This is a genomic window from Luteibacter jiangsuensis, from assembly GCF_011742555.1.
In the GTDB taxonomy this organism is placed as follows: Bacteria; Pseudomonadota; Gammaproteobacteria; order Xanthomonadales; family Rhodanobacteraceae; genus Luteibacter; species Luteibacter jiangsuensis.
In genome coordinates, this window is the sequence record NZ_JAAQQR010000006.1 from 128,464 (window position 1) to 151,514 (window position 23,051).

Here is a 23,051-nt window from a genome sequence, read left to right on the forward strand (position 1 = left end):
CCTGGAAACCAACGACGTGAGCATGAGCGAGCAACGCAGGGAGAAGTCGCGCAACATCGGCGCGCTGCGCAACCTCTGGCCGTTCCTGAAGCCGCACAAGGGGCTCGCCTTCGGCTGGCTCGTGTTCCTCGGCATCTCGTCCAGCGCGTCGCTGGTGCTGCCGGTCGCCGTCAGGCACATCATCGACCACGGCTTCCTCGCGTCGAGCCTCGCGACCATCAACGGCACCTTCCTCGCCCTGTTCGGCGTGGCCCTGGTGCTCGCGATTGCCACGGCCGCCCGCTATTTCTGCATCGCCCTGCTCGGCGAGCGGTCGCTCGCCTCCCTGCGCACGGCGCTCTACGAGCACGTCATCCAGCTGGATGTCGGCTTCTACGAAAGCACGCGCGTGGGGGAACTCACCTCCCGGCTGGGCACCGACACCGAAGTGGTGCAGACCCTGGTCGGTTCGGGCATCTCCGTGGCCCTGCGCAGTGCCGTCATGCTCATCGGCGCCGCGGCGGCCATGGCCTGGACCAGCCCGCGCCTCGCTGGCCTAACGGCACTGGTGATTCCCGCCGTGATGTTGCCGATCCTCGTATTCGGCCGGCGCGTGCAGAAGCTGTCCCGGAACAGCCAGGACCGCATCGCCGACGCCGCCGCGGTCGCGAACGAAACGCTGAATGCCGCGCAGGCGGTGAAGGCCTATGCGCGCGAGCCGATCGAGAGTCGTCGCTATGCCAGCGCCATCGCGCTTGCGCTGGCCACGGCCCGCCGGCGCATCGGCATGCGCTCGCTGCTCACCGCCGCCGTCATCGTGCTGATCTTCGGCGCGATCACCCTGGTGCTGTGGGCCGGTGCGCGCGACGTCATCGCCGGCGATCTCGCTCCCGGCGTGCTCAGCCAGTTCGTGCTCTATGCCATTTTCGCTGCGGGCTCCGTGGCGGGCCTTTCCGAAGTGTGGGGCGACGTGCTGAGAGCCGCGGGCGCCATGGAACGCATCGGGGAACTGTTCGCCGAACGGGCCACGATCCGCACGCCCGATGCGCCGGAACCGCTCCCGCGGCCGGTGACCGGCGCCCTGCGCTTCGAACATGTGGAATTCCGTTACCCGTCGCGGCCCGACGTTCCCGCCCTCTCCGATTTCCACCTGGAGATCGCGCCAGGCGAAACCGTGGCGCTGGTCGGTCCCTCCGGCGCGGGCAAGAGCACGGTGTTCAGCCTGCTTCTTCGCTTCCACGACCCCGTTTCCGGCGCCATACGCCTGGACGGCGTCGACCTGCGCGCGCTTGCCCTTCCGGAACTGCGCGGGGCCATCGCGCTGGTGCCGCAGGAGACGGTGATCTTCGGCGGCACGGCGGCGGACAACATCCGTTTCGGCCGGGGGGACGCCAGCGACGACGAGGTGCGCGAGGCCGCGCGCCTGGCCGAAGCGGACAGCTTCATTTCCGCCCTGCCCGACGGCTACGAGGCCGCGCTGGGCGAACGCGGGGTGCGCTTGTCTGGTGGACAGAAGCAGCGCGTGGCCATCGCCAGGGCCATCCTGCGCGACGCGCCATTGCTGCTGCTCGACGAGGCCACCTCGGCGCTGGACGCGCAATCGGAAGCCGCGATCCAGCACGCGCTCGAGCGCCTGGAGAAAGGGCGCACCACCCTCGTGATCGCCCATCGTCTTGCCACCGTGCAACGTGCCGATCGCATCGTGGTGATGGACGGCGGCCGCATCGTGGCCCAGGGCACCCACGACAGCCTGCTTGCCGAGGGCGGCTTGTACGCGGAACTGGCCCGGTTGCAGTTCGTCGCCTGATCCCGCGTCACCTTTTCGCGGCGTTGACTAAGCGCCACCTAACGTCGCGGCATGGATAGCGACCTGCTGCTGCCGCGCCCCGAAGGCTTGTATTGTCCCGCGGGCGACTTCTTCATCGACCCGATGCAGCCCGTGGCGCGCGCCGTCGTCACGCACGCGCACGGCGATCACGCGCGATCGGGCAGCGGCCTCTATCACGTCGCCTCGGCGGGCACCCTGCTGATGCGCGAACGGCTGGGCGCGGAGTCCGTCATCCACGCGCACGACTGGAGCGAACGCTTCACCCTCGGCGACACGAGCCTGTCGTTCCACCCGTCGGGCCATATCCTCGGCGCGGCGCAGGTCCGCATAGAAGGCCGCGGCAAGGTTGTCGTCGTGTCCGGCGACTACAAGCGCGATCCCGATCCGACCTGCGCACCGTTCGAACCCGTGCCCTGCGATGTGTTCGTCACCGAATCCACCTTCGGCCTCCCCATCTATCGCTGGCCCTCGATGCGCACGGTGGTGGCCGACATCCTGGCGTGGGTCGACGAATGCCGCGATCGCGGCGTGCCGGCGGTGCTGTTCTGCTACGCGCTGGGCAAGGCCCAGCGTCTGCTGGCGGAACTGGCCACGCGTACCGACCGCACGGTGCACCTGCATGGCGCCATGTTGCGGCTGGTGGAGGTCTACCGGAACGCGGGCGTGCACATGCTGCCGACGGTGGCGGTCAGCGAGTCTGCACGCGGCAAGGATTTCGCCGGTGAACTGATCATGGCGCCGCCGTCCGCCGCCGGCTCGCCCTGGATGCGCCGCTTCGGAAAGGCCTCGACCGGCTTCGCCTCGGGATGGATGCAGGTACGCGGCGCGCGGCGGCGTCGCGGGTACGACCGCGGCTTTGTCGTTTCCGATCACGCCGACTGGCCGGGCCTGCTGCGCAGCGTGGACGACTGCGGCGCGAAGCGCATCTACGTGACGCACGGCGACGGCGAAGCGCTGGTCAGGCACCTGCGCGACACCGGTCACGAGGCGTTCCCCTTGCGATCCCTCGGGGGCACCCTGCCGGAGTCACGCAGCAGTGAGGAAGGCGACTGATGCGCCGCTTCGCCGCGCTCTTCGAAGCCCTGGACCGCACCTCGTCCACGTCCGCCAAGCGCGACGCGATGGCGGCGTATTTCGCGGAAGCACCGGCGGTCGACGCGGCGTGGGCGGTCTACGTCCTGGGTGGCGGCAAGCTCAAGCGCACGGCCACGTCCACAGAGCTGCGCCTGGCCCTCGCGGCGGAAACGGGTTATGCGGACTGGCTGATCGACGACAGCTACCAGCACGTCGGCGACCTGGCGGAGACGATCTCGCTCATGCTTCCGGGCACGGAAGACGGCGGCGACAACGTGCCCCTGCACGTCTGGATGGAAGCAAGGTTGCCCTCCCTCGCCCGTCTGGAGCCGTCGGAACGCATCGAGCTTCTGCGCGAATGGTGGAGGCCCTTGCCGCGGGAGCAGGTGTTCCTGGTGAACAAGCTCCTCACCGGCTCCCTGCGCGTCGGCGTCTCGCACCGACTCGTCGTGCAGGCCCTGGCCCAGTGGGCCGATCTTCCCACGGATCTCATCGCGCATCGCCTGAGCGGCACATGGAAGCCCACGGCCGACGCCTTCCTCGCGCTCGCGGGACCGGAACGCGCGGACGAGCACGCCGGCGAACGGCCCTACCCGTTCTTTCTTGCCTCGCCGCTGGAGCAGGATATCGATGTGCTGGGAAGCGTCGGGGATTGGCTGGCCGAATGGAAATGGGACGGCATACGCGCGCAATTGATGCGCCGTGCCGACGGCGCGCTGCTCTGGTCGCGTGGCGAAGAACGGCTGGACGGCCGCTTTCCGGAGATCGAGCGAGCCGCGCTGAACTTGCCGGACGGCTGCGTGCTGGACGGCGAGATCCTCGCGTGGACGCTCGACGAAGCGCATCCGCTGCCCTTCGCCGCGCTGCAGAAGCGCATCGGCAAGCTCAAGCCCGGGGCAAAGCTGCTTGCCGACACGCCGGTGCGACTCATGACATACGACCTACTCGAACTGGACGGCCAGGACCTGCGCGAACGTCCGCTTCGCGAGCGACGCGCCATGCTGGCCGCACTGGTGGAAGGGCATGGTCCCACGCTCGCGCTGTCGCCCGCCGTGGACGCGTCGACATGGGAAGCATTGACCGCCGTGCGCCACGAGTCGCGCGAGCGGCGTACCGAAGGGCTGATGCTGAAGCGCCTGGAATCGCCCTACCGCGTCGGCCGCAAGCGCGGCGACTGGTGGAAGTGGAAGGTGGACCCCTACACGGTCGATGCCGTGCTGCTGTATGCGCAGCCGGGTCATGGACGCCGTTCCGGGCTCTTCACCGATTACACCTTCGGCGTTTGGGAAGGCGACACGCTCGTGCCGGTGGCCAAGGCGTATTCGGGCCTCGACGACGCCGAGATCGGCCGTCTCGACCGCTGGATCCGCGCGCATACCATCGACCGCTTCGGACCCGTGCGCTCGGTCGAACCCACGCACGTCTTCGAACTCGCCTTCGAGGCCATTCAGGCCTCGGGCCGCCACAAGGCCGGGGTGGCAGTGCGCTTCCCGCGCATCCTGCGTTGGCGTACGGATCTGGGCATTCGCGATGCTGACAAGCTCGACGACCTCCGCCGCCTGGCGTCGGGCTGAGGCGCGCCTCCTCGCGTGGTTCGCCGCGCAGGAACGCCGTGCCGCACCGTTCCAGCGGGCAGCATGGCGCGCGTGGCACAAGGGCCATAACGGGCTGATCCACGCGCCGACCGGCACCGGAAAGACACTGGCTGCCGCGGGCGGTCCGCTGATCGACGCCGTGCTGCGGCCGCGGATGGGCCTGCAACTCCTGTGGATCACGCCGTTGCGTTCGCTGGCCACGGACACCGCACAACACCTCGCGTCCGCGGTGGAAGCGATGGAACTTCCCTGGCGCGTGCTGCGCCGCACGGGCGATAGCGGCAGCGCCGAACGGGCCCGCCTCCGCCGCGGTGCGTGCGAACTGCTGGTCACCACGCCGGAGAGCCTGGCCCTGCTCCTCAGCTATCCGGATGCGAAAGAGCGTTTCGCCAACCTGCGCGGCATCGTCGTGGACGAGTGGCATGAGCTGGTAGGCAACAAGCGAGGCACGTTGCTGCAACTCGGGCTGACGCGTCTTCGTCACTGGCTGCCTGGCCTGCGCACCTGGGGGCTGTCGGCCACGCTCGGCAACCTCGACGAAGCCTTGCACGCGCTCGCCCCTGACGGCGTGCTGATCGGCGCCCGCTCGAAGAAGAAAACGATCGTCGAGAGCGCTCTGCCGGAAAGCGGCGAGCGTTTCCCGTGGGCCGGCCACCTGGGGCTTTCGCAGCTGCCACGCGTGCTGGATGCCGTAATGACGGCACGCAGCAGCCTGGTTTTCGCCAACACGCGCTCGCAGGCGGAACTGTGGCACGAGGCCTTGTCGTCGGTATGGCCGGAGTCGCCGGATACGTTGGCATTGCACCACGGTTCCATCGACCCGAAATTGCGCTTCGCCGCCGAAGAGGGCTTGCGCGTGGGGGCCCTGCGCTGCGTGGTGGCCACGTCCAGCCTCGATCTCGGCGTCGACTTCGCCAGCGTGGAGCGCGTGATCCAGGTCGGCAGCCCCAAGAGCATCGCGCGCCTGCTCCAACGCGCCGGCCGCAGTGGGCACCGGCCAGGTGCTCCTTCCCGCATCCTCTGCGTACCGACCCACCTGCTTGAACTCGCGGAGATCGCCGCGGCACGCCACGCACTGGAGACAGGACACCTCGAACCGCGCCCGCCCATGCGCGGCTGCCTCGACGTACTCGCGCAGCACCTGCTCACCATGGCTCTCGGCGGTGGCTTCACCGCCGACGACGCCTATGCCGAAATCACGTCGTCGCTTGCCTATGCCAACCTGCCGCGCGAACGCTTCGACGCGGTGCTTGCCTACCTGCGCACCGGCGGCTCGGCGCTGGCGAGCTATCCGGAATACCAGAAGCTGGTGGAAACCGACGGCCGCTTCCACGTGGACAGCGGGCGCATCGCACGCATGCACCGCCTCTCGATCGGTACGATCACGTCCGACGGCAGCCTGCACGTGCGTTACATGAAGGGCGCCCGGCTGGGCACGGTGGAAGAGAGCTTCCTTTCGCGACTCCGGCCCGGCGATCGCTTCCTCTTCGCCGGCCGCAACCTCGAACTGGTGCGCGTGCGCGACATGACAGCCTACGTGCGCGCCGCACCCAACCGGCGAGGCGGGGTGCCTCGCTGGATGGGCGGACGGCTGCCTCTCTCCGGCGAACTGTCGGACGAACTGCGCGAGGCGCTGGCGGGCGGCATCCCTGCGTCCGCGGAGATGCGCGCGCTCGGAGCATTGCTCGACGTACAGAGCCGGCAGTCGTCCATTCCGCGCGTCGACGAGACGCTCTGCGAGCGCACCCGTACCCGCGAAGGCGATTACCTCTTCGTGTTCCCCTTCGCAGGGCGTCTGGCGCACGAAGGACTGGCCGCCGTGCTCGCCTATCGCATGGCTCGAATCCAGCCCGGCGACTACGGGTACGCCGTCAACGACTACGGCCTGACACTGACGGCTGCGCGCATGCCACCCCTGGACGAGGAAACGATGCGCCGCCTGCTTCATCCCTGGGGCCTTCGTGCCGATATCCGCGCGAGCATCAATCTCTCTGAATTGGCGCGGCGGCAGTTCCGCGAGATCGCCCGCGTGGCCGGGCTCGTCTTCAACGGATATCCCGCGCACGGCAAGACGCTTCGCCAGTTGCAGGCATCCAGCGGATTGCTGTTCGACGTGCTTCGCCGCCACGACCCCACGCACCCCCTGCTATGGCAGGCCGAGCGCGAAGTACTCGACCAGCAGCTGGACTATTCGCGGCTGCGCGCGTGCCTGCTACGCGTGTCGCGATCGCGGCTGCTGTGGCGCGAAACGAAACGGCTGAGTCCCCTCGCCTTTCCGCTTTGGGTGGAGCGGCTGCGCGGCGGCATCGCCGGCGACGACTGGAAGACCCGCGTCGAGCGGATGCTCGCCACATTGGAAGCAGGAGCCGACGCATGATGACGCACGATATCGAGGTCGCGGGCGAACGTCTCACCTTGCACGCGCAACGCGCGATTCACTGGGCGGCGCGACGGACACTGCTGGTATCCGACGTGCATTTCGGCAAGGGTGCGGTGTTCCGGCGCGCAGGCATCGCCGTGCCCAGCGGCGACACCGAAGACGATCTGGCCCGTCTCGACGCGCTTATCGCCGAGTTTGCACCGGCACGATTGGTGGTCCTCGGCGACCTGGTGCACGGCGCGGCGACGGAACGTAGTGGCTGGGTGGAAAAGGTTCGCACGTGGCGCGAATCGCACGCGGAAGTAGCGATGGACCTCATCGCGGGCAACCACGACAGACACTTCGACGTCGCCACGCTGGGCATCGACGTGCGCCCCGATCATGTGTTCGCGCCACCGTTCGTGTTCGCGCACCATCCGTCGCCACACAAGGGCGGCTACACGCTCGCAGGGCACGTGCATCCGGGCGTAACCGTGCGCGACGGCTGGCGACGGCATCGCCTGCCGGCATTCGTCTTTGATCGCGACGTGGCCATGCTGCCGGCATTCGGCACACTGACCGGCTTGCACGAGATCGTGCCCGAGTCCGGCCGACGTATCGTGGCGACCACACCCGCGGGGCTGGTGCCGGTGAGACAGCGTGGCCGGGTGTAGCCGGTTCAGGGCCTCTTGTTCTTCGTGCTTGGTACTTGTGTGGCTCGCTTCTTAGGATGGGCTCGCCTTGCGGCATCGCATCGGCGCGTGTGCCGTGATCTGGAGGCCGGCAGCCGTCGCCCTCGCCGCGAAGACTTACGTCGTTCCTTGCGAAAGGAGAGCCGCTGCGCGGCTCAATGTCTCATGGCGTCGCCGCGGCGGACCCGGGCGTCCGGGCGGGGGTTTCCGACTCGGCCTCCTGCCTCGGCGGAAACGGCGGGCCGTCCTGGCCCGCCCCCTGACGGGCCTTTTCCGCCCGGCCGCCCTCGACTCCAGACATCGCGGCGAGGGCGACGGCTGCCGGCATCGGACGATGCGGCGGGGTGTGGTGTTTGGTGCGTGGCTTGCGTTGTTGTTTTGGTCTGTCGTGACCGTCCGCGCTTGAGTCGCTGGGTGCCTGCCTTCGCAGGCACGACGATAGTTGGGAGTCTCTCGCGTGTTGTAGGAGAGCGCCTTGCGCGTTTATGCCCATCCGCACGAGAGACGATTCGCGACGCTCTCTGTGGGAGCCGGCTATGCCGGCGATCCCGCGGCAGCGGGCCAGCTTGCCGCGAGCACCCATCGCCGCTGAAGCGGCTCCCACACAAAGCGAAGTGGTTCCCACAAGGGTGCGATGCGACGGTCTCGCAGCGTCCCATCCTACCGTCGTGCCTTATCTGGCCCGTTTGCTGTCAGATTAGGTGTCGAGAGCCGGCGCGGTCGACCGTTCGTTCCCAGATCTAACCGATCGTTTCGCAGCAAGGTCGCCGCGCCGGTGTCTCCTCGCTTACGCCCGTATGGTTGCTCGAGTTTGCGCTCGAAGATAAGGCAGGGCTGACGAGGAGTGCTCTTGACATCCCAAAGCACACCATCGGCTCGCGCTCCGCTTTCCCAACGCACGCTTCGCTCTCCCAACAGGAACCCGCACCGTCCGCTGCCAGTACCCGTTCCCCTCGCCGCGATGTCTGGAGTCGAGGGCGTGCGGGCGGAAAAGGCCCGCAAGGGGGCGGGCCAGGACGGCCCGCCGTCTTCGCCGAGGCAGGGATGCCGAGTCGAAGACCCCCGCCCGAACGCCCGGGTCCGCCGCGGCGAAGCCATAAGACATTGAGCCGCGCAGCGGCTCTCCTTTCGCAAGGAACGACGTAAGCCTTCGCGGCGAGGGGAACGGGTACTGGCTTCCCGACCACGTACGAGCGCCGAGCGCGAGGCCGAACAGGCGAGCCCACCCTACGAAGCGAACTCAACAGGCATTCCGCGAGACGAAGTCACACCAACCGCTCAGGCCAAGGCCGTGACCAGAGCGCGCACAGTCTCGACATCCGTACGTGTTTCGCCGGCCCCCATGCCCAGTGCGTCCCCAGGAACGCGACGCATGGCCGATGGCAGGCGACGCTTGGCGGAGGCATGGAACTCCCTGGCGCGCGTCGCTTCGCGTAACGCGACGACGTTGCCGGGCTCGATGCCTGCGCCCGGCATGACCGCGATGCGGCCGCCTGCCTGCGACACGAGCCGCGCGATAGCGGAAGCACCTGCCACCGCACTGGGCATGCCGCCGGACGTGAGTACCCTCTCGAAGCCGAGATCGATCAATGCCTCCAGCGCCTCGTGCCGGTCCGGTACGAGATCGAACGCACGGTGGAAGGTCACGCCCATGCCTTCCGCCGCATGCAGGAACAGCCCGCAGGCCTCGCGGTCCACCTCGCCTTCCGCGGTGAGCGCGCCGACGACGACGCCTTCGCAACCCAGGTCGCGGCAATGGGCGATGTCGTCGAGCATCGCCTCGATCTCGGCGTTCTCGTAGAGGAAATCGCCCGCGCGAGGCCGGATCAACACGTACAACGGAATCGAAAGGCCCTCGCGGGCCAGCGCGATGGTGCCGTGCGAGGGTGTGACCCCGCCCTCTTCCAGGCAGGCACACAGTTCGACGCGGCCTGCACCGCCTTCCTGTGCCGCGAAGGCGGACGCCACCGAATTGGCCGCGATTTCGAGCAGCGCCACGATCAGTAGGTGCTCTTGCCGGGAATCAGCGCATCCTGCTTCTTCGCATCGCAAACCGCGTACGAGAAGCCTTTCTGGATCGCCCAGGCGCCGACGTTGCCCTTCTTGTCCATAGCGAGGAAGCCCACCTGGAGATCCTTCGCGTTCGGCTTGCGGCGCAGGATGCGTTCGACGGCCTCGCGGCACGCATCCTCGGGCGAGCGCCCCTGGCGCATCAGTTCCACCACCAGGAAACTGCCCACGTTGCGGATGACTTCCTCGCCGACGCCTGTCGAGGTGGCGCCACCGACTTCGTTGTCCACATAGAGTCCCGCGCCGATGATGGGGCTGTCGCCCACGCGACCGTGCAGCTTCCAAGCCATACCACTGGTGGTGCAGGCGCCGGAAAGATTGCCCTTTGCGTCGATGGCAAGCATGCCGATGGTATCGTGGTTGCTGGCATCGCCCGGCGTACCGCCCGGGCCCGCGTTGTAGCTTTTCACTTCGCTGTTGGCCACCGGCTTGTACTTCGCCGACTTCAGCCATTCGTGCCACGCCGCTTCCGACTCGGGCGTGAGCAGTTCCTCGCGGGGGAAGCCTTGCTCCATCGCGAACTGGAGCGCGCCGTCGCCAACGAGCAGCACGTGCGGCGTGCGCTCCATGACCCGCCGCGCCACGGAAATGGGATGGGCGATATGCTCGATCGCGGCCACGGCGCCGCAATTTCCACTTTCGTCCATGATGCTGGCGTCCAGCGTGACCTTGCCGTCGCGATCGGGGTATCCCGCGCGGCCCACGCTATGGTTCTTCAGGTCCGCCTCGGGCACACGCACGCCCTGTTCCACGGCGTCCAGTGCACGGCCGCCGGCCGAGAGCACTTTCCACGCCGCCTGGTTGGCGGCCACGCCGAAGTCCCAGGTGGAACACACGCGGGGAACGGTGCCGCCCGATGCGCCTGAAGGTGCCTTGGCGGCACTCTTCGCAAGACCGGTCGCGGTCATCGCCACGCCCGAGGCTATCGTGGCGCCCTGTAGGAATCGTCTGCGATCCATGGCCTCCCCTTCTGTTCGACGACGCGCGTGTCGCGCCGCCACCGATGGTCGCATGGCGGCTGCCTGCGTCGCCACCTGTGCGTCGCGCAACTTGCGGGCCTCGATTTCGACGCGCAGAAACTCACGCACCGCCAGCATGCGCGCCGAGGCGGAGTGCGACACCGCCGCGCCCACGACCGTCATCATGGCCAGGATCGCGAGCACCACGATGAGGATGGCGCCACGCTCAGTGCGCACGTTCATGAAGGCCGGTGGTGCGGGAGTAGGGCCTGCTCTTGCGAGTCCATACGACGACCTCGATCGCTTTGGCTCTGTCGCCGTCGCCTTCCGCGTAGTCGCGTCGAATCGTCCGACCGTGGCCTCTGCGCAGGTCCACCACGAATTGCACGGAAGCAACACTATCGAGGAACCGGTCGCAGGCCCAAGGGTTCCCGAGACGCGTCTCGTCCCGCTCGCAGCGCCACAGGCCATCGTCGGCAAACCATTGCACCTTGTCCGCGACGATCGCGGAACCGACGCGACGTGGCGCTCCGATCGCGCAGGCGTCGGAGTCGAGGCAGCCGCGCCATTGCGAAGCCGCACGCAGATCGCGCGAGATGGCGGCCAGCGCCAGCCAGGCGTCGGCGTCGATGCGCACGTCGGATTGCGCACGCGCCGCCACGAGCCCTGTTCGGCAAAGTACCGCCAGGGCGATCGCGCCCACGATGCCCGCGACGGCGGTTCCGATCAGCCACTCGATCAGGGTGAAGCCCCGCGCATTCACAGTCGGAACGACCAGTCGATAACGGGACGGCCCAACCATGCGATGGAAATCGTGCATTCGCTCGCGGGCCCACACGCCACACGTGAGGACGCACCTGCGCCGAGATGCCGGTCAATGGCCTTGTGGAAAAGCCAGAGGTCGGCGGCGGCGATTTCACGCCAGTCGCAACCGGCGGCGCAGGACAGGCTGCGTGCTTCGCTTTCGTAGTGCCCTGCGAGCGCGCCTTCCCGGTTCACGCGCATTCGTGCCTCGAGGCTCAAGGCGATCGTGGTGGCGGCGACCAGCCGCGACGCGCGCGCATGCGTGGCCATGGACTGCCCGATCCACACGGCGTGGCAAGCCGAACCGATGGCGAATATCGCGAGCGCGGTGAGTGATTCGATGAGGGAAGAGCCACGGTCGTATCGCATCCGTGCAGCCTCGTTCGCGCGCCCGTCCTCCGCCATGGGAAGCCGGCGATGCGTTGCGTGCGCACGTGTAACCGGTGACGGTGGTGGCCGCCCGCACTCAGAGCACGGCGGGGTGCAGGGCGTTGAAGCGGCCTGCCAGATCCTGCACGCGGAAGCTCTCCACGATGTGGTCGATGAATACGCGGGTCTTCTGCGGCAGCAAGGCTTGCGCGGGGTAATACAGCGACAGGTTGCCGCCTTCGACCCACCAGTCGGGCAGCACACGCTTCACCCGGCCGCGTTCGATCCACGGCAATGCCGATTGCACCGCCACGAGCGCGATGCCCATACCCAGGGCCGCCGCGTGACACGCGGCGTCGGGGTCGTCGAAAAGGACCCTCCTGTCCAGTTCGATGGCCGCTTCCGCGCCATAGCGATTGGACAGCACCCAGTCCCTGACGCGTCCCGTCTGCGGCGAACGGATAAGGATGCCGCTTCGGCCCGCGAGATCAGCGGGCGTGGCGATGGCCGGGCCGTCGTCGAGGAACCGATGCGACGCGATGAGGATGCGATGCGCAGGTGCCAGTGCGCGAGCCACCACGCCGGGCCGGAGATCGAAGCCTCCGCCGATCGCGACATCGAAGCCATCGGCGATGAGATCGACCGGCCGATTGTCGAAACGCCAGTCCGCCCGGATGGACGGGAACGATGTAAGGAACGTGTCCAGCATCGGAACGATGTATTCACGGCCGAAGGCGTTGGGCAGCGCCGCACGCAACTCGCCGGCCGGGCCCGTCGTGCGGGCGCTCGCATTCGCCATCGCGTGGTTCAGTTGGTCGAGGCTGCCCTGCACGTCCTGGCGGAAGGCTTCGCCGGCCTCGGTGAGCGACAGGCGGCGCGTCGTTCGCTGGAACAGCCGCACACCCAGTTCCACCTCCAGCCGTGCGACGTTCTTGCCGACGGCGGCGGGCGTCAGCCCGAGCACGCGCGCTGCCGCGGCGAAGCTGCCCGCCTCCGCACTGCGAACGAAACAGGCGATGCCATTCAAGGTGTCCACGTTTCGATTCTAAACCTTCTGGATGGAATGAAACTACCGTTCCGTGGCTACCGGTTGTGGCTCCGCGCGCCTAAATTGATGGCGCACGAGAGCCATTCCACTTACCGGAGATCGACCATGAGCAACCTCAATAGCATCCAGGGCAAGAGCGCCCTCGTCCTCGGCGGATCCCGTGGTATCGGGGCGGCGGTGGCCCGCCGCCTGGCCGCCGGCGGTGCCTCCGTCGCGCTTACCTATGTCCAGGGCGCCGCAGCGGCCCAAGCCGTTGTCGACGACATCGAAAAGGCCGGCGGTCGCGCCATGGCCATTCAGGCGGACAGCGCCGACGAGAAGGCGATCGAGGCGGCGGTGACGCAGACCAGGGAAGCCTTCGGCGCGCTGGACATCCTCGTGAACAACGCGGGCGTGCTCGCCATCGCGCCGATCGAGGAATTCACGACGGAGGATCTCGACCGCACGCTCGCCGTCAATGTGCGCGCCGCCGTGATCGCCAGCCGCGCGGCGGCGAGAATCATGGGCCAGGGCGGCCGCATCATCCACATCGGCAGCACCAACGCCGAGCGCATGCCTTTCGCCGGCGGCGCGGTCTACGCCATGAGCAAGTCGGCGTTGCAGGGACTGACCCAGGGCCTTGCCCGGGACCTGGGCCCGAAAGGCATTACCGTGAACGTGGTGCAGCCCGGCCCTGTCGACACCGACATGAACCCGGCCAGCGGCCCGATGGCACAAGGCCTCATCCCGATGCTCGCCGCGGGACGGTATGGACACCCCGAGGAAGTCGCCAGCTTCGTCGCTTACCTCGCGGGGCCGGAAGCGGGCTACATCACCGGTGCCAGCCTCATGATCGACGGCGGCTTTGCCGCCTGAACCCGGACGGGGAAACGGAGCGGAGGGCATCCCCTCCCTCCGCACGGCTTGCCCGAGCAAGGACAGCAATCCCGCCGCACCACGCCCCGCATGCGTTGAAGAATGGGTTTTCCATTCACGCAGGGGAAAAACACATGAGGCCGTTCCTCGTCGCCTTGGTCGTGGCGCTGGCATCCAGCGCCGCAATGGCCGAAACCGCCACCTGGCAGCCCGCGGAAGGGCGCAGCCAGATACCGTTGTGGCCGGGTCAGCCGCCCAACGCGAATGCGGTGCCCGGTCCCGAGTCGGTCAAGACGGGCACCGACCTCATCGGCGGCAAACCGGTGACGTGGGTCACCAATGTTTCGCAGCCGACGATCACCGTCTATTCGCCGGCCTCGGGCAACACGGGTGCGGCGGTCGTCGTCGTGCCAGGGGGCGGCTTCGAAGGCCTGGCGATGGATCTGGAAGGCACGGAAGTCTGCGACTGGCTCACGCCGCGAGGAGTAACCTGCGTGCTCTTGAAGTACCGCGTACCCAGCGCTCCGTACGACTGGCGATGCGATTGCAGGCCGCACAACCTCGCGCTGTCGTTGCCATCGCTCGCCGACACCCAGCGCGCGCTGCGCTTGGTACGCGCCCGCGCAGCCGAATGGCATATCGATCCACACAAGGTCGGTGTTCTCGGTTTCTCTGCCGGCGGGTTCATCGTCGCCGAAGCGAGCACAAACTATCGAAAGCGCATTTATGCCCCGGTGGATGCCGTGGACAAGGAAAGCGCACGCCCCGACTTCGCGCTGGCCATCTACCCCGGCCACCTCACCACCGACTACCGCACGCTGAATCCGAACATCCCCGTCACGAAGGACACGCCGCCGACGTTCGTGCTGCAAGCCGAAGACGACCATGTCGATGGTGCGAACCAGGCGCTCGTGTATTACACGGCCATGACGAAGGCCGAAGCACCCGCGGAGTTACACCTCTACGCCCATGGTGGGCACGCGTTCGGGCTGCGGCCCACGGCCGAACCCATCACGCACTGGCCCGAACTTGCAGAGAAGTGGCTCGCGACGATCGGGATGATTCCCGCGGAAACTCGCTGAGGCGCATCCGTGCGATGGAAGCCGTCCCATGGCCCGGACGCCGGAAAGGCGTCCGGGCCATCCCTTCTTACGCGGCGACCTGGTGGTCGGTGATCTGACGCACCGAGGTCTCGCCGCCCTCGCCCGCATCGATGCGGATCTGGCGCGGCTTCATGGCTTCCGGAACCTCGCGCTTCATGTCGATGGACAGGAGGCCATCGGCCAGACGGGCACCGGTGACGCGCACGTGCTCGGCCAGTTCGAAGCGGCGCTGGAACGGCCGGGTGGCGATACCGCGGTGCAGGTACTCGCCTTCTGGTTCTCCCTTGTGCTCGCCGCTCACCAGCAGCAGGTTGCCTTGCGTGGTGATGGTGAGGTCGCTTTCGCGGAAACCGGCGACCGCCATGGTCACCCGATAGCGATCCTCGTCCAGCTTGATGGAGTCGAACGGCGGGTAGTTGTCGGACGCCTGGTTACGCGCGGCGCTCTCGAGCAGGTCGAACACGCGGTCGAAACCGATACTTGAACGATGCAGCGGGGAATAATCGAGAAGAGTTCGCATGGCCATATCCTCCTTAGAAGCAATACGGAATGGGTTCTCCTTGCCGCCCCCATAGCGAGCGGTGGGCCGGCCCCGAGGCGGCCGGCGAGCAGTAATTTATGCAGCGGCGGAAGGATTTCAAGACCCCGGATTCATGGATCGTTTAGACGGCCGAACCCTTAAACCCCGGAGCCCTTTCCCGCATCGAACCGTTTTTCGGGGGGAACTCATGCGCACCTTCATCGCCTCGCTGCTCCTGCTCTTGTCGGGAAGCGCCGCCGCCACATGTGGCTCATGCCAGGTCATCGCCGACAAGGCCGCCGCCGGCGGTTTCGACGGTGTGGTGCTCGTCTCCGACGGCCAGGGCTCTGTCTTCCGGGCTGCCTATGGCAAGGCCCGGGTGGCTCCCGACGTGGCCCTGGATACGGCCACCGCCTTCCCGACCGGCTCCTTCTCCAAATGGGTGACCTCCATCGTCGTCATGCGGCTGGTGGAACAGGGCATTCTTTCGCTCGACCAGCCCGTGTCGCACTACCTGCCCGACTACCCGAAGGCATCGGGAGACAAGGTCACCCTGCTGCACCTGCTCACGCATTCGAGCGGCATCCCGAACGACATCGACAAGGCCATCAAGAGCGACCCGGCAACACGCGACCTCACGCTGAACACGGCTATCGCGATCCATCGCTTCGCCTCCAGCCCCCTCGCTTTCGAACCGGGCACCCAGTGGGACTACTCACATTCGAACTGGATCGTCCTGAAAGGCGTGATCGAGCGTGCCACCGGCCGCTCCTACGACGACCTCGTACGGAGCTTCCTCACCGAGCCGCTGGCGTTGCGTCACAGCGGTGTCTTTTCCGGCATGCCGGGCGATATCCCGGGGATGGCCACAGGCTTCAAGGGCGCGCCGTCCACGACGTCGCGACTCGACAAGAAGCTTCCACCGTTCATGACCCTCGCGGGTGGCTACTACACCAGCGCCGACGACATGCTGTCGCTGCTCGACGCCCTGTTTTCAGGCCGCATCCTGAAAGCGGAAAGCGTACGCACGCTCATGAGGGTGGTGCGGCCGCAGCAGAGCTATGCCCTCGGCGGCCGCACCAAGGTCCTCGAGGTGGCGGGAAAGCCGCGCACCGTCGCCTGGGAATACGGCTCGGACGGCGCCTACCGCGTGCTGGCCTGGCGGGTCATCGACGACGGCCATACCGTTGTCTTGATGAACCACACGAGCTACGACCACATGAAGATCGGCGATCTCGCCACCGCGCTGCTCGGAGCCAGCTACGAGGAGAGCCGCTAGTCCGGCGAACCGGCGAGCATCACCGCTTGCGACGAAGTTCCGCGCGGACGTCGTCCACCATGGGCCCCACACGCTTCACCGCGTCACGCAAGGTGTCCTCCGAAATGCCGAACTCCTTTGTCCAGTAGCGCACCTCGTAGTCTTCGTTGACGTTGATGCGGTCGCGGTCGGCCTGTCCTCGATTGCTCTTGTCGTCAGCCATGTCTGAACCTCCGGCGGGGCCTCTGAGCGTGCCCCGCGCATGGGTGAATGCCGCGTGGAATTCCCGGCAAGATTCCGCCCATCTTTCCCGCGTGCGGGGTTGTGGCGGTCAGATGCCGGGGCTTTCCCGGTCGTTCTCCGCTTCGATCTGCTGGAGGTCGAGGTCGCGTTCGATGTAGTGCAGAAGTTCGTCGTGGATACGTCCCGAGCGATGCAGACGCAGCAGTTCCGCGCGACCGGCGGCGATGGCCGCGAGCACCACGTCGTAATGCGCCTCGCGCCCGCCCGTGAATGCTTCCGGCGTCTTGCTGTAACGCTCCGCGACGGAAACCCGGTACGTGTACTGCTCGAGCAGCCGCGGATGGATCAGCGTGCCCTGGTCGTCGTATGCGCGCGCCTTCACCGCTTCCAGTTGCGCGCTGTCGATGAGCAGCGATGCCTGCCCTTCGTTGAGATACGTCGAGTCGGCATGCCCCTCCGCTTCCAGTCCCAGCCAGCGGATGATCGCGCCCACGGTGCTGCCCTGGATCACGACGGTCACCAGGATCACCGCGAAGGCGGCGGCGAGCGTCAGGTCGCGTCCCGGCATCGCCTCGGGAAGGGACAGCGCGATCGCCAGCGTCACCACGCCGCGCATACCCGCCCAGCTCAGCAGGAACGACGCCTTCGGGGAAGGCGGCGAGGGCTTGCGCCCCACCATGCGGGCCAACGGCACGCGGAGATAGTCCGTGGCGTAAACCCAGACGAAGCGGGAGAAGATCACGGCGACCAGCACCGCGAGAATGGGCACACCCAACGTGTGCAGGGCCTGCCCCACGCCACCCAGCCTCTCGATCACGCCACGCAGCGAGAAGCCGATGAGGATGAACACCAATGCCTCAAGCAGGAAGATGAGCACCTGCCAGAACGCCGTGCTGCGCATGCGCACGTTGGCGGTGAACACGTCGTGCTGGTACCAGCCGAAGATGATGCCGCACGTGACCACCGCGATGACGCCCGAGACGTGCACCGATTCGCCGCCGATGTAGGCCGCCCAGGGCGACAGGCAGGAAGCCGTGATGGCGAGGAACACGTGGTCGATGCGGCGCAGCGTCAGCACCACCAGGCCGCCCACGATGAGCCCCACGGCGATGCCGCCGAGGCTGAGACCCACGAAGCTGAGCAAGGCGTCCTGCATGCTGAAGGCGCCGGTCAGCGCGGCGGCCACGGCGAACCGGAACAGCACGAGCCCGGTCGCGTCGTTGAGCAGGCTTTCGCCCTCCAGCAGCACCGTCAGGCGACGCGGAAGCCGCACCTTGTCGAGCACCGCCTTGGCCGCGATCGCGTCGGGCGGCGACACCACCGCGCCGAGCGCGAAGCAGGCGGCCCACGGGAGCGAGGGCAGCACCCAGTGCACGGTGACCCCGACGGCGAAGGTGGTGAACACCACCGCCCCTACGGCTAGCCAGAGAATGCCGCCGAGATACCGGCGGAACTCCGCCCACACCGTATAGAAGGCGCCATCCATCAGGAGCGGCGGCAGGAAGACGGTGAGCACCAGTTCGGGATCGAAGCTGACCTCGGGCACGCCGGGCAGGAAGGCGATGGCGATGCCACCGGCGAGCAGCGCCGCCGCGGAAGGCAAACGCAGGCGGCGGGCGATCAACTCGAGCGCAAGGATCGCCACGAGCAATACGAGGATGAACTTGAAAGTCTCGGTCGAAGCCATGCGTCCCCCAAAGCGGTACCGGCATCTTAGCCGTGTCGGGACGGACGTCTATTGCACGGAAGCATGGCTACCGTGCCGGAAGTCATGCATTTACCGGACGCGGACATTTTGCCAGACTCGATGAACCGTCCCTGAAAACAGGCACCATCGATGTCCAAGCGCCCTGCCCTCCGCCACGTCAGGACCGCGCTGTCGGTCGGCGCTGCCTCGTTCTGCCTTGCCCTCGTTGCCGCACCCGTCGCCGCGCAGCAGACCAGCCTCACCCGCGAGCAGCTGGCGACGATCGCCAAGCGGAAGGACATCGAGAAGCAGCTCGAAGACGTGGCCGTGATCGACCGCAAGGTGATGGTGAAGATGCGCGACGGCAAGCGCATGGCGGCCGACATCTATCGGCCGAAAAACGCTGGCGGCAAGGTGCCGGCCATCTTCGTCCGCACGCCTTACAACTTCAATTTCTGGGACGTGAAGCTCGGCGCGCCCCGCGACATGACTCACGAACTCGAAGCGGTGAAGCGGGGCTACGCCTTCGTCGAGATGAACGAGCGCGGCCACTATTTCTCGGAAGGCAACTACGAGATCCTCGGCGCCCCACTCTCCGACGGTGTGGACGCCGTGCGCTGGATCACCTCGCAGCCGTGGTCCAGCGGCAAGGTCGGCACCACCGGTTGCTCGTCGACGGCCGAATGGCAGATGGCGGTGGTGGCCCAGGACGAACCCGGCCTGGCCACGTTCAACGTGCAGGGGTTCGGTGCCGGCGTGGGCCGGGTGGGTCCTTACTACGAGCAAGGCAACTGGTATCGGGGCGGCGCGGTGCAGATGCTCTTCATCGACTGGCTCTACAAGGAGCAGAATCAGCTGCGCCCGATGTTCCCCTCCAACCTCTCCCAGGCGGACCTCATCCAGGCGTCGAAGATGTTCGACCTGGACTCCCAGCCGCCCGAGCCCGACTGGGACAAGGCGTTCTGGACCCTGCCGGAGAAAGACATCATGAAGGCCGTCGGCGGCCCCAAGGGCATCTTCGCCGACGCCATGGACGTGCCCACGGGCGGCAACATGATCGCGCGCGCGCCGAACAGCGCAGCCTGGTACAAGGGCGGCCTGTGGCACGACAACATGAAGATCAACCGTCCGGGCCTGTGGTTCATGAGCTGGTTCGACGTATCGGTGTCGCCCAACCTCGCGGCGTATAACCACGTGCGGGCCACGGCCCCGAAGAAAATCGCCGACCAGCAGTACGCGGTGATCGCACCGGTCCTCCACTGCGCATTCACCCGCGCCACGGAGCACACGATGATCGGCGACCTCGACGTGGGCGATGCCCGGTTCGACTACCAGGCGCTGGTGTATGGATGGTTCGACAAGTTCCTGAAGGGGGTGGACAGCCCCGTCGTGGATAAGCAGCCCAAGGTGATGTACTACGTGATGGGCGAGAACAAGTGGCACGACTCGCCCACATGGCCGCCCGCCGGCGCCGTCACGCGGGACCTCTACTTCACCAGCGGCGGCAAGGCCAACACCCTATACGGCGACGGCAAGCTCGTCGATGCCGCCGGGGGCACCGATCAGCCGGACCGCTTCGTCTACGACCCCGCCAACCCGGTCACCACCCTGGGCGGTGGCGGTTGCTGCCAGGGCACGGCGGTGAAGTTCGGCTCGTTCGACCAGAACCCGCAGCTCGCGCGCAACGACATCCTGGTGTACGACTCGGAGCCCTTCAAGGAAGGCACGGAAGTGAGCGGCCCGATCACGGTCACGCTATACGTGTCGTCCGACGCGAAGGACACCGACTTCACGTTCAAGGTGATGGATGTACATCCGGACGGCACCGCCTGGAACCTCACCGAGAACATCCAGCGCATGCGCTACCGCGAGGGCTACGACAAGCCGCCGGTGTGGATGAAGGACGGCGAGGTGTACAAGGTGACCTTCCAGCCGATCGACACCAGCAACTTCTTCTTCCCGGGGCACAAGCTGCGCGTGGCCATATCGAGCAGCAATTTCCCGCGCTTCGACCGCAACCTCAACACGGGCGGCAACAATTACGACGAGGCGAAGGGCGTGATCGCGCACAACGCGGTGCACCACGATGCCGAACACCCGTCGAAGATCACCTTCACGGTGGTGCCGCGCTAAGCAGTACGGCAGTCGCTGGCGAACGCCTTGGTTTCGATGGGATACACGCATAACGTGAACCCGGACGGCAGGCCGTCCACCAGGCGCTCTTCCGACACCGCAAGAGCGAACGTGCGTATCGGCTTTTCGCCGTCGAACACCGTGTAGTGGCACTGCCCTCCCGCACTCGCCTCGCAGGCGAAGCGGGCACGCCCCATGCGCACTTCGACGACGCTGTCGAGGGTCGTCACGCCGTTCTCTTTCGTCGTGGCGACGAGTGTCCGGTTCTGACTGTCGGTGCAGCCGGCTAGGTTCATGAAGCAATAGATGATGGCCAGGAAGATGCGCATGTCGTCTCCTCGCTCACATGGCCCGGAAGAGGGCCATGAATGGCTGGCTCACCGCCAGGGTCTCCGGGCGGCCGCGCAGGCGCAGGCAGCCCTTGCCGGTATCGTCGCGCTCCACCGAAGCTACCTGCCGCAGGTTCACGATGGTCGAGCGGTGGATCTGTCGGAACGACTTCGGATCGAGTTGGCGCAACAGTTCCCGAATGGGTCGTGTGAGCAGCGCATCGCCCTCCGCCGTCGCCACCAGCGTGTATTTGTTGTCCGCGCGGAAATAGATCACGTCTTCCACGAGGATCAGCCGTGTCGCCCTTCCCGTGCTCGCCGTGATCCACGTCAGCGGCTCGTCGGCCGAGCCTTCCAGCCGCTCGCCGAGGTCCCGCGCGACCTGCGCGGTGCGATGCACGTGGCGTGCCGCGTCGGCAAGACGGCCGCGCAGCCGCGTCACCGTCTGGGCCAGCCGGTCCGGCGTCACCGGCTTGAGCAGGTAGTCGATGGCACCGCGCTCGAATGCGTCGATTGCGTACTGGTCATACGCGGTAATGAAAACCACCAGGGTGTGCGGGCTCGCGTCGGCCGCCGCGGCAGCCACTTCAAGGCCGGTGAGACCGGGCATGCGGATGTCGAGGAAGGCCACGTCCGGGCGGTGCGTGGCGATGGCGTCGAGCGCCGCGCCGCCGTCCTCGGCGACTTCCACGACCTCCAGCTCCGGCCAGGCGCTGGAAAGCTCGCGTTGCAGGGCCGCGGCGAGAAGCTTCTCGTCTTCGGCCACGATGCAGCAAGGCGTGTTACGCATGATCGGCCACTCCCGTCGCCGGGAACGTGATCGTCGCGGCGACGCCATGGGGGAAATTGTTGCCAATGGAGAACGTGGCCGTGCTGCCGTACATGAGGCGCAACCGCTCGCGTAGGTTCTTCAGGCCGATGCCGGTGCCCGCACCGTCGCTGCGGAAACCCAGGCCGTCGTCGGCCACCGTGAGGGAAAGGCCGGAGCCGTCCACGCCGGCGCGGATCCAGATGCCGCCGCCACCCGGCTTCGGTTCGAGGCCGTGCTTGATCGCATTTTCGACCAGCGTCTGCAGCATCATCGACGGGATCGGCACCTTGAGCGCGCTCTCCGGAACGTCGGTGTGCACGGCAAGCCTCTCGCCCATGCGCAGCTTCATGATCTCGAGCCACGCGGTGGAGCGCTCCAGTTCCTCGCCCAGCGTGGAGAGAGAGCCATCGGTGCGCGGCAGCGAACGCCGCAGGTAGTCGATGAGATGCCCGAGCATGCGATCCGCGCGGGCCGGATCCGTGCGCACCAGCTCCTGCGCGCTGGCCAGCGTGTTGTAGAGGAAATGGGGCTCCACCTGCGCTTGCAGCAGGCCGAGTTGCGCCGCCGTGAGTTCCTTTTCCATCTTCGTCTGCCGCGCGTCGGCGCGCTCGCGATTGCGCCGTTCGGAAAGGCGTTGGGTCATCGCCCGCACCAGCGTTTCCGCCAGTTCCAGCGACGTACCGCCGTCGGGGTTGAACCAATCCGTCCATGCGCCGCTGTCGGGTTCGCATGCGAACATGACACTGCTCGATCCATCGCCGGGCGTGATCGTGGCGGAGACGTTCGTCGCCCGGTCGATCGCCGCCTGCCACTGGGCCCGGGCACGCCGGCGGTTCTGCTCCGCAGCCGGAGCGCGAATCACGGCACGCAGCTGCAACCCGCCGCGCGCGCTGGTCACCTGCTGCACATTGGGCAGCTCGCGGATCACCTCTTCGGCAATGGCAAAGGCCTCGTCGGCGGGGTATGCCACCTCGACACGACGCCGCTGACGATTGGAAACGGTTTCCGCGTCGATGCGGCCAGCGATGACGCGCACCCGGTAGAGGTGCGTCACGCCCCGCGCGAGTGCGACGAGCACGCCTACGAACCATGCCAGGGTGAATATCCACGGCAGGTCGCCGCGGTTCCAACCGAGCGCCGACCACACCACCATCAGCACGCAGAGCGCGGCTACCCACGCGACCACGATGCGTGCGAGGAACTTCAGGCTTGCCATCTTGCCTACTCCACCCTGGAAACGCCGTGGAGCATACGACGCGTCTCCGCGCGGCAGGTGGCGATTCCGACGAAACGCCTCATGCGGCGACGAAACAGGCCAACTCGCGGCGGGGATCG

Annotated in this window: 20 protein-coding genes; 9 read left to right on the forward strand and 11 right to left on the reverse strand. The window is 67.1% G+C overall.

Features of this window, described 5'->3' with window-relative positions:
- Positions 1-22 precede the first annotated feature (22 nt).
- From HBF26_RS14010 to pdeM, 5 genes are read left to right on the forward strand one after another with little or no spacing between them, the layout of a single operon-like run.
- The gene (locus HBF26_RS14010; RefSeq protein WP_167127687.1) at positions 23-1,786 is read left to right on the forward strand and encodes an ABC transporter transmembrane domain-containing protein; all 1,764 of its coding nucleotides are present in this window, start codon (positions 23-25) and stop codon (positions 1,784-1,786) included.
- Positions 1,787-1,837: 51 nt separating this feature from the next.
- Positions 1,838-2,860: a ligase-associated DNA damage response exonuclease gene (locus tag HBF26_RS14015; protein WP_167127690.1), complete on the forward strand. Its 1,023-nt coding sequence runs from the start codon at positions 1,838-1,840 to the stop codon at positions 2,858-2,860.
- Positions 2,860-4,455, forward strand: coding sequence for an ATP-dependent DNA ligase (locus HBF26_RS14020; protein ID WP_167127692.1), 1,596 nt, complete (start codon positions 2,860-2,862; stop codon positions 4,453-4,455). Before HBF26_RS14015 ends, HBF26_RS14020 begins: the two co-directional genes overlap by 1 nt.
- Positions 4,412-6,853, forward strand: a complete 2,442-nt coding sequence (locus HBF26_RS14025; protein WP_167127695.1) for a ligase-associated DNA damage response DEXH box helicase — start codon at positions 4,412-4,414, stop codon at positions 6,851-6,853. Before HBF26_RS14020 ends, HBF26_RS14025 begins: the two co-directional genes overlap by 44 nt.
- Positions 6,850-7,509 (forward strand): ligase-associated DNA damage response endonuclease PdeM, encoded by a 660-nt coding sequence (pdeM, locus tag HBF26_RS14030; RefSeq protein ID WP_167127698.1) that lies wholly within the window; start codon positions 6,850-6,852, stop codon positions 7,507-7,509. Before HBF26_RS14025 ends, pdeM begins: the two co-directional genes overlap by 4 nt.
- 1,296 nt (positions 7,510-8,805) lie before the next feature.
- Here the strand turns inward: pdeM and HBF26_RS14035 are convergent.
- The 5 genes from HBF26_RS14035 to HBF26_RS14055 all read right to left on the reverse strand — a co-directional run bounded on the left by HBF26_RS14035 (position 8,806) and on the right by HBF26_RS14055 (position 12,765).
- Complete coding sequence (locus HBF26_RS14035) at positions 8,806-9,525, reverse strand: copper homeostasis protein CutC (protein ID WP_338039677.1); 720 nt, start codon at positions 9,523-9,525, stop codon at positions 8,806-8,808.
- A 2-nt stretch (positions 9,526-9,527) separates the two neighbouring features.
- The gene (locus HBF26_RS14040; RefSeq protein WP_167128044.1) at positions 9,528-10,556 is read right to left on the reverse strand and encodes a glycosylasparaginase; all 1,029 of its coding nucleotides are present in this window, start codon (positions 10,554-10,556) and stop codon (positions 9,528-9,530) included.
- A gap of 226 nt (positions 10,557-10,782) precedes the next feature.
- On the reverse strand, positions 10,783-11,358 hold the full coding sequence (locus HBF26_RS14045) for a PilW family protein (protein WP_167127701.1): 576 nt from the start codon (positions 11,356-11,358) through the stop codon (positions 10,783-10,785).
- Positions 11,316-11,729 carry a type IV pilus modification PilV family protein gene (locus tag HBF26_RS14050; protein WP_167127704.1) on the reverse strand — a complete coding sequence of 138 codons (414 nt, stop codon included), beginning with the start codon at positions 11,727-11,729 and terminating at the stop codon, positions 11,316-11,318. The genes HBF26_RS14045 and HBF26_RS14050 overlap by 43 nt, the downstream gene beginning before the upstream one ends.
- Positions 11,730-11,826: 97 nt before the next feature.
- Positions 11,827-12,765: a LysR substrate-binding domain-containing protein gene (locus HBF26_RS14055; protein WP_167127707.1), complete on the reverse strand. Its 939-nt coding sequence runs from the start codon at positions 12,763-12,765 to the stop codon at positions 11,827-11,829.
- A gap of 117 nt (positions 12,766-12,882) precedes the next feature.
- Here HBF26_RS14055 and HBF26_RS14060 point away from each other — a divergent pair, with 117 nt between their 5' ends.
- Both HBF26_RS14060 and HBF26_RS14065 read left to right on the forward strand, forming a co-directional pair.
- Positions 12,883-13,632, forward strand: a complete 750-nt coding sequence (locus HBF26_RS14060; RefSeq protein ID WP_167127710.1) for a 3-oxoacyl-ACP reductase family protein — start codon at positions 12,883-12,885, stop codon at positions 13,630-13,632.
- A 155-nt stretch (positions 13,633-13,787) separates the two neighbouring features.
- Complete coding sequence (locus tag HBF26_RS14065; RefSeq protein ID WP_425483002.1) at positions 13,788-14,714, forward strand: alpha/beta hydrolase; 927 nt, start codon at positions 13,788-13,790, stop codon at positions 14,712-14,714.
- A gap of 67 nt (positions 14,715-14,781) precedes the next feature.
- On the opposite strand, the gene HBF26_RS14070 is transcribed toward HBF26_RS14065, so the two are convergent.
- The gene (locus HBF26_RS14070) at positions 14,782-15,255 is read right to left on the reverse strand and encodes an Hsp20 family protein (RefSeq protein ID WP_167127717.1); all 474 of its coding nucleotides are present in this window, start codon (positions 15,253-15,255) and stop codon (positions 14,782-14,784) included.
- A gap of 208 nt (positions 15,256-15,463) precedes the next feature.
- On the opposite strand from HBF26_RS14070, the gene HBF26_RS14075 reads away from it, so the two are divergent.
- Complete coding sequence (locus HBF26_RS14075) at positions 15,464-16,534, forward strand: serine hydrolase domain-containing protein (RefSeq protein ID WP_167127720.1); 1,071 nt, start codon at positions 15,464-15,466, stop codon at positions 16,532-16,534.
- A gap of 19 nt (positions 16,535-16,553) precedes the next feature.
- On the opposite strand, the gene HBF26_RS14080 is transcribed toward HBF26_RS14075, so the two are convergent.
- A complete protein-coding gene (locus tag HBF26_RS14080; RefSeq protein WP_167127723.1) occupies positions 16,554-16,736 on the reverse strand; it encodes a DUF3606 domain-containing protein in 183 nt (60 codons plus the stop codon).
- Positions 16,737-16,844: 108 nt separating this feature from the next.
- On the reverse strand, positions 16,845-18,443 hold the full coding sequence (locus HBF26_RS14085) for a Na+/H+ antiporter (RefSeq protein WP_167127725.1): 1,599 nt from the start codon (positions 18,441-18,443) through the stop codon (positions 16,845-16,847).
- Between the two features lie 150 nt (positions 18,444-18,593).
- Here HBF26_RS14085 and HBF26_RS14090 point away from each other — a divergent pair, with 150 nt between their 5' ends.
- Positions 18,594-20,576 (forward strand): CocE/NonD family hydrolase, encoded by a 1,983-nt coding sequence (locus HBF26_RS14090; protein ID WP_167127727.1) that lies wholly within the window; start codon positions 18,594-18,596, stop codon positions 20,574-20,576.
- Here HBF26_RS14090 and HBF26_RS14095 read toward each other — a convergent pair.
- The 3 genes from HBF26_RS14095 to HBF26_RS14105 are packed head-to-tail and all read right to left on the reverse strand — an operon-like array spanning position 20,573 to position 22,932.
- The gene (locus HBF26_RS14095) at positions 20,573-20,905 is read right to left on the reverse strand and encodes a hypothetical protein (protein ID WP_167127729.1); all 333 of its coding nucleotides are present in this window, start codon (positions 20,903-20,905) and stop codon (positions 20,573-20,575) included. The genes HBF26_RS14090 and HBF26_RS14095 overlap by 4 nt on opposite strands.
- Before the next feature lie 13 nt (positions 20,906-20,918).
- Positions 20,919-21,695 carry a LytR/AlgR family response regulator transcription factor gene (locus HBF26_RS14100; RefSeq protein WP_167127732.1) on the reverse strand — a complete coding sequence of 259 codons (777 nt, stop codon included), beginning with the start codon at positions 21,693-21,695 and terminating at the stop codon, positions 20,919-20,921.
- Entirely contained in the window at positions 21,688-22,932 is a 1,245-nt protein-coding gene (locus tag HBF26_RS14105) for a histidine kinase (RefSeq protein WP_167127735.1), read from the reverse strand. Before HBF26_RS14105 ends, HBF26_RS14100 begins: the two co-directional genes overlap by 8 nt.
- Between the last annotated feature and the right edge of the window lie 119 nt (positions 22,933-23,051).

Bases quoted from the DNA above. Each gene is read 5' to 3' on its own strand.
- pdeM (WP_167127698.1), top strand. From the start codon at position 6,850: ATGATGACGCACGATATCGAGGTCGCGGGCGAACGTCTCACCTTGCAC.
- HBF26_RS14105 (WP_167127735.1), bottom strand. From the start codon at position 22,932: ATGGCAAGCCTGAAGTTCCTCGCACGCATCGTGGTCGCGTGGGTAGCC.
- HBF26_RS14010 (WP_167127687.1), top strand. From the start codon at position 23: ATGAGCGAGCAACGCAGGGAGAAGTCGCGCAACATCGGCGCGCTGCGC.
- HBF26_RS14075 (WP_167127720.1), top strand. From the start codon at position 15,464: ATGCGCACCTTCATCGCCTCGCTGCTCCTGCTCTTGTCGGGAAGCGCC.
- HBF26_RS14090 (WP_167127727.1), top strand. From the start codon at position 18,594: ATGTCCAAGCGCCCTGCCCTCCGCCACGTCAGGACCGCGCTGTCGGTC.
- HBF26_RS14015 (WP_167127690.1), top strand. From the start codon at position 1,838: ATGGATAGCGACCTGCTGCTGCCGCGCCCCGAAGGCTTGTATTGTCCC.
- HBF26_RS14085 (WP_167127725.1), bottom strand. From the start codon at position 18,443: ATGGCTTCGACCGAGACTTTCAAGTTCATCCTCGTATTGCTCGTGGCG.
- HBF26_RS14070 (WP_167127717.1), bottom strand. From the start codon at position 15,255: ATGCGAACTCTTCTCGATTATTCCCCGCTGCATCGTTCAAGTATCGGT.
- HBF26_RS14045 (WP_167127701.1), bottom strand. From the start codon at position 11,358: ATGGTTGGGCCGTCCCGTTATCGACTGGTCGTTCCGACTGTGAATGCG.
- HBF26_RS14025 (WP_167127695.1), top strand. From the start codon at position 4,412: ATGCTGACAAGCTCGACGACCTCCGCCGCCTGGCGTCGGGCTGAGGCG.
- HBF26_RS14050 (WP_167127704.1), bottom strand. From the start codon at position 11,729: ATGCGATACGACCGTGGCTCTTCCCTCATCGAATCACTCACCGCGCTC.
- HBF26_RS14060 (WP_167127710.1), top strand. From the start codon at position 12,883: ATGAGCAACCTCAATAGCATCCAGGGCAAGAGCGCCCTCGTCCTCGGC.
- HBF26_RS14020 (WP_167127692.1), top strand. From the start codon at position 2,860: ATGCGCCGCTTCGCCGCGCTCTTCGAAGCCCTGGACCGCACCTCGTCC.
- HBF26_RS14095 (WP_167127729.1), bottom strand. From the start codon at position 20,905: ATGCGCATCTTCCTGGCCATCATCTATTGCTTCATGAACCTAGCCGGC.
- HBF26_RS14100 (WP_167127732.1), bottom strand. From the start codon at position 21,695: ATGCGTAACACGCCTTGCTGCATCGTGGCCGAAGACGAGAAGCTTCTC.
- HBF26_RS14080 (WP_167127723.1), bottom strand. From the start codon at position 16,736: ATGGCTGACGACAAGAGCAATCGAGGACAGGCCGACCGCGACCGCATC.
- HBF26_RS14040 (WP_167128044.1), bottom strand. From the start codon at position 10,556: ATGGATCGCAGACGATTCCTACAGGGCGCCACGATAGCCTCGGGCGTG.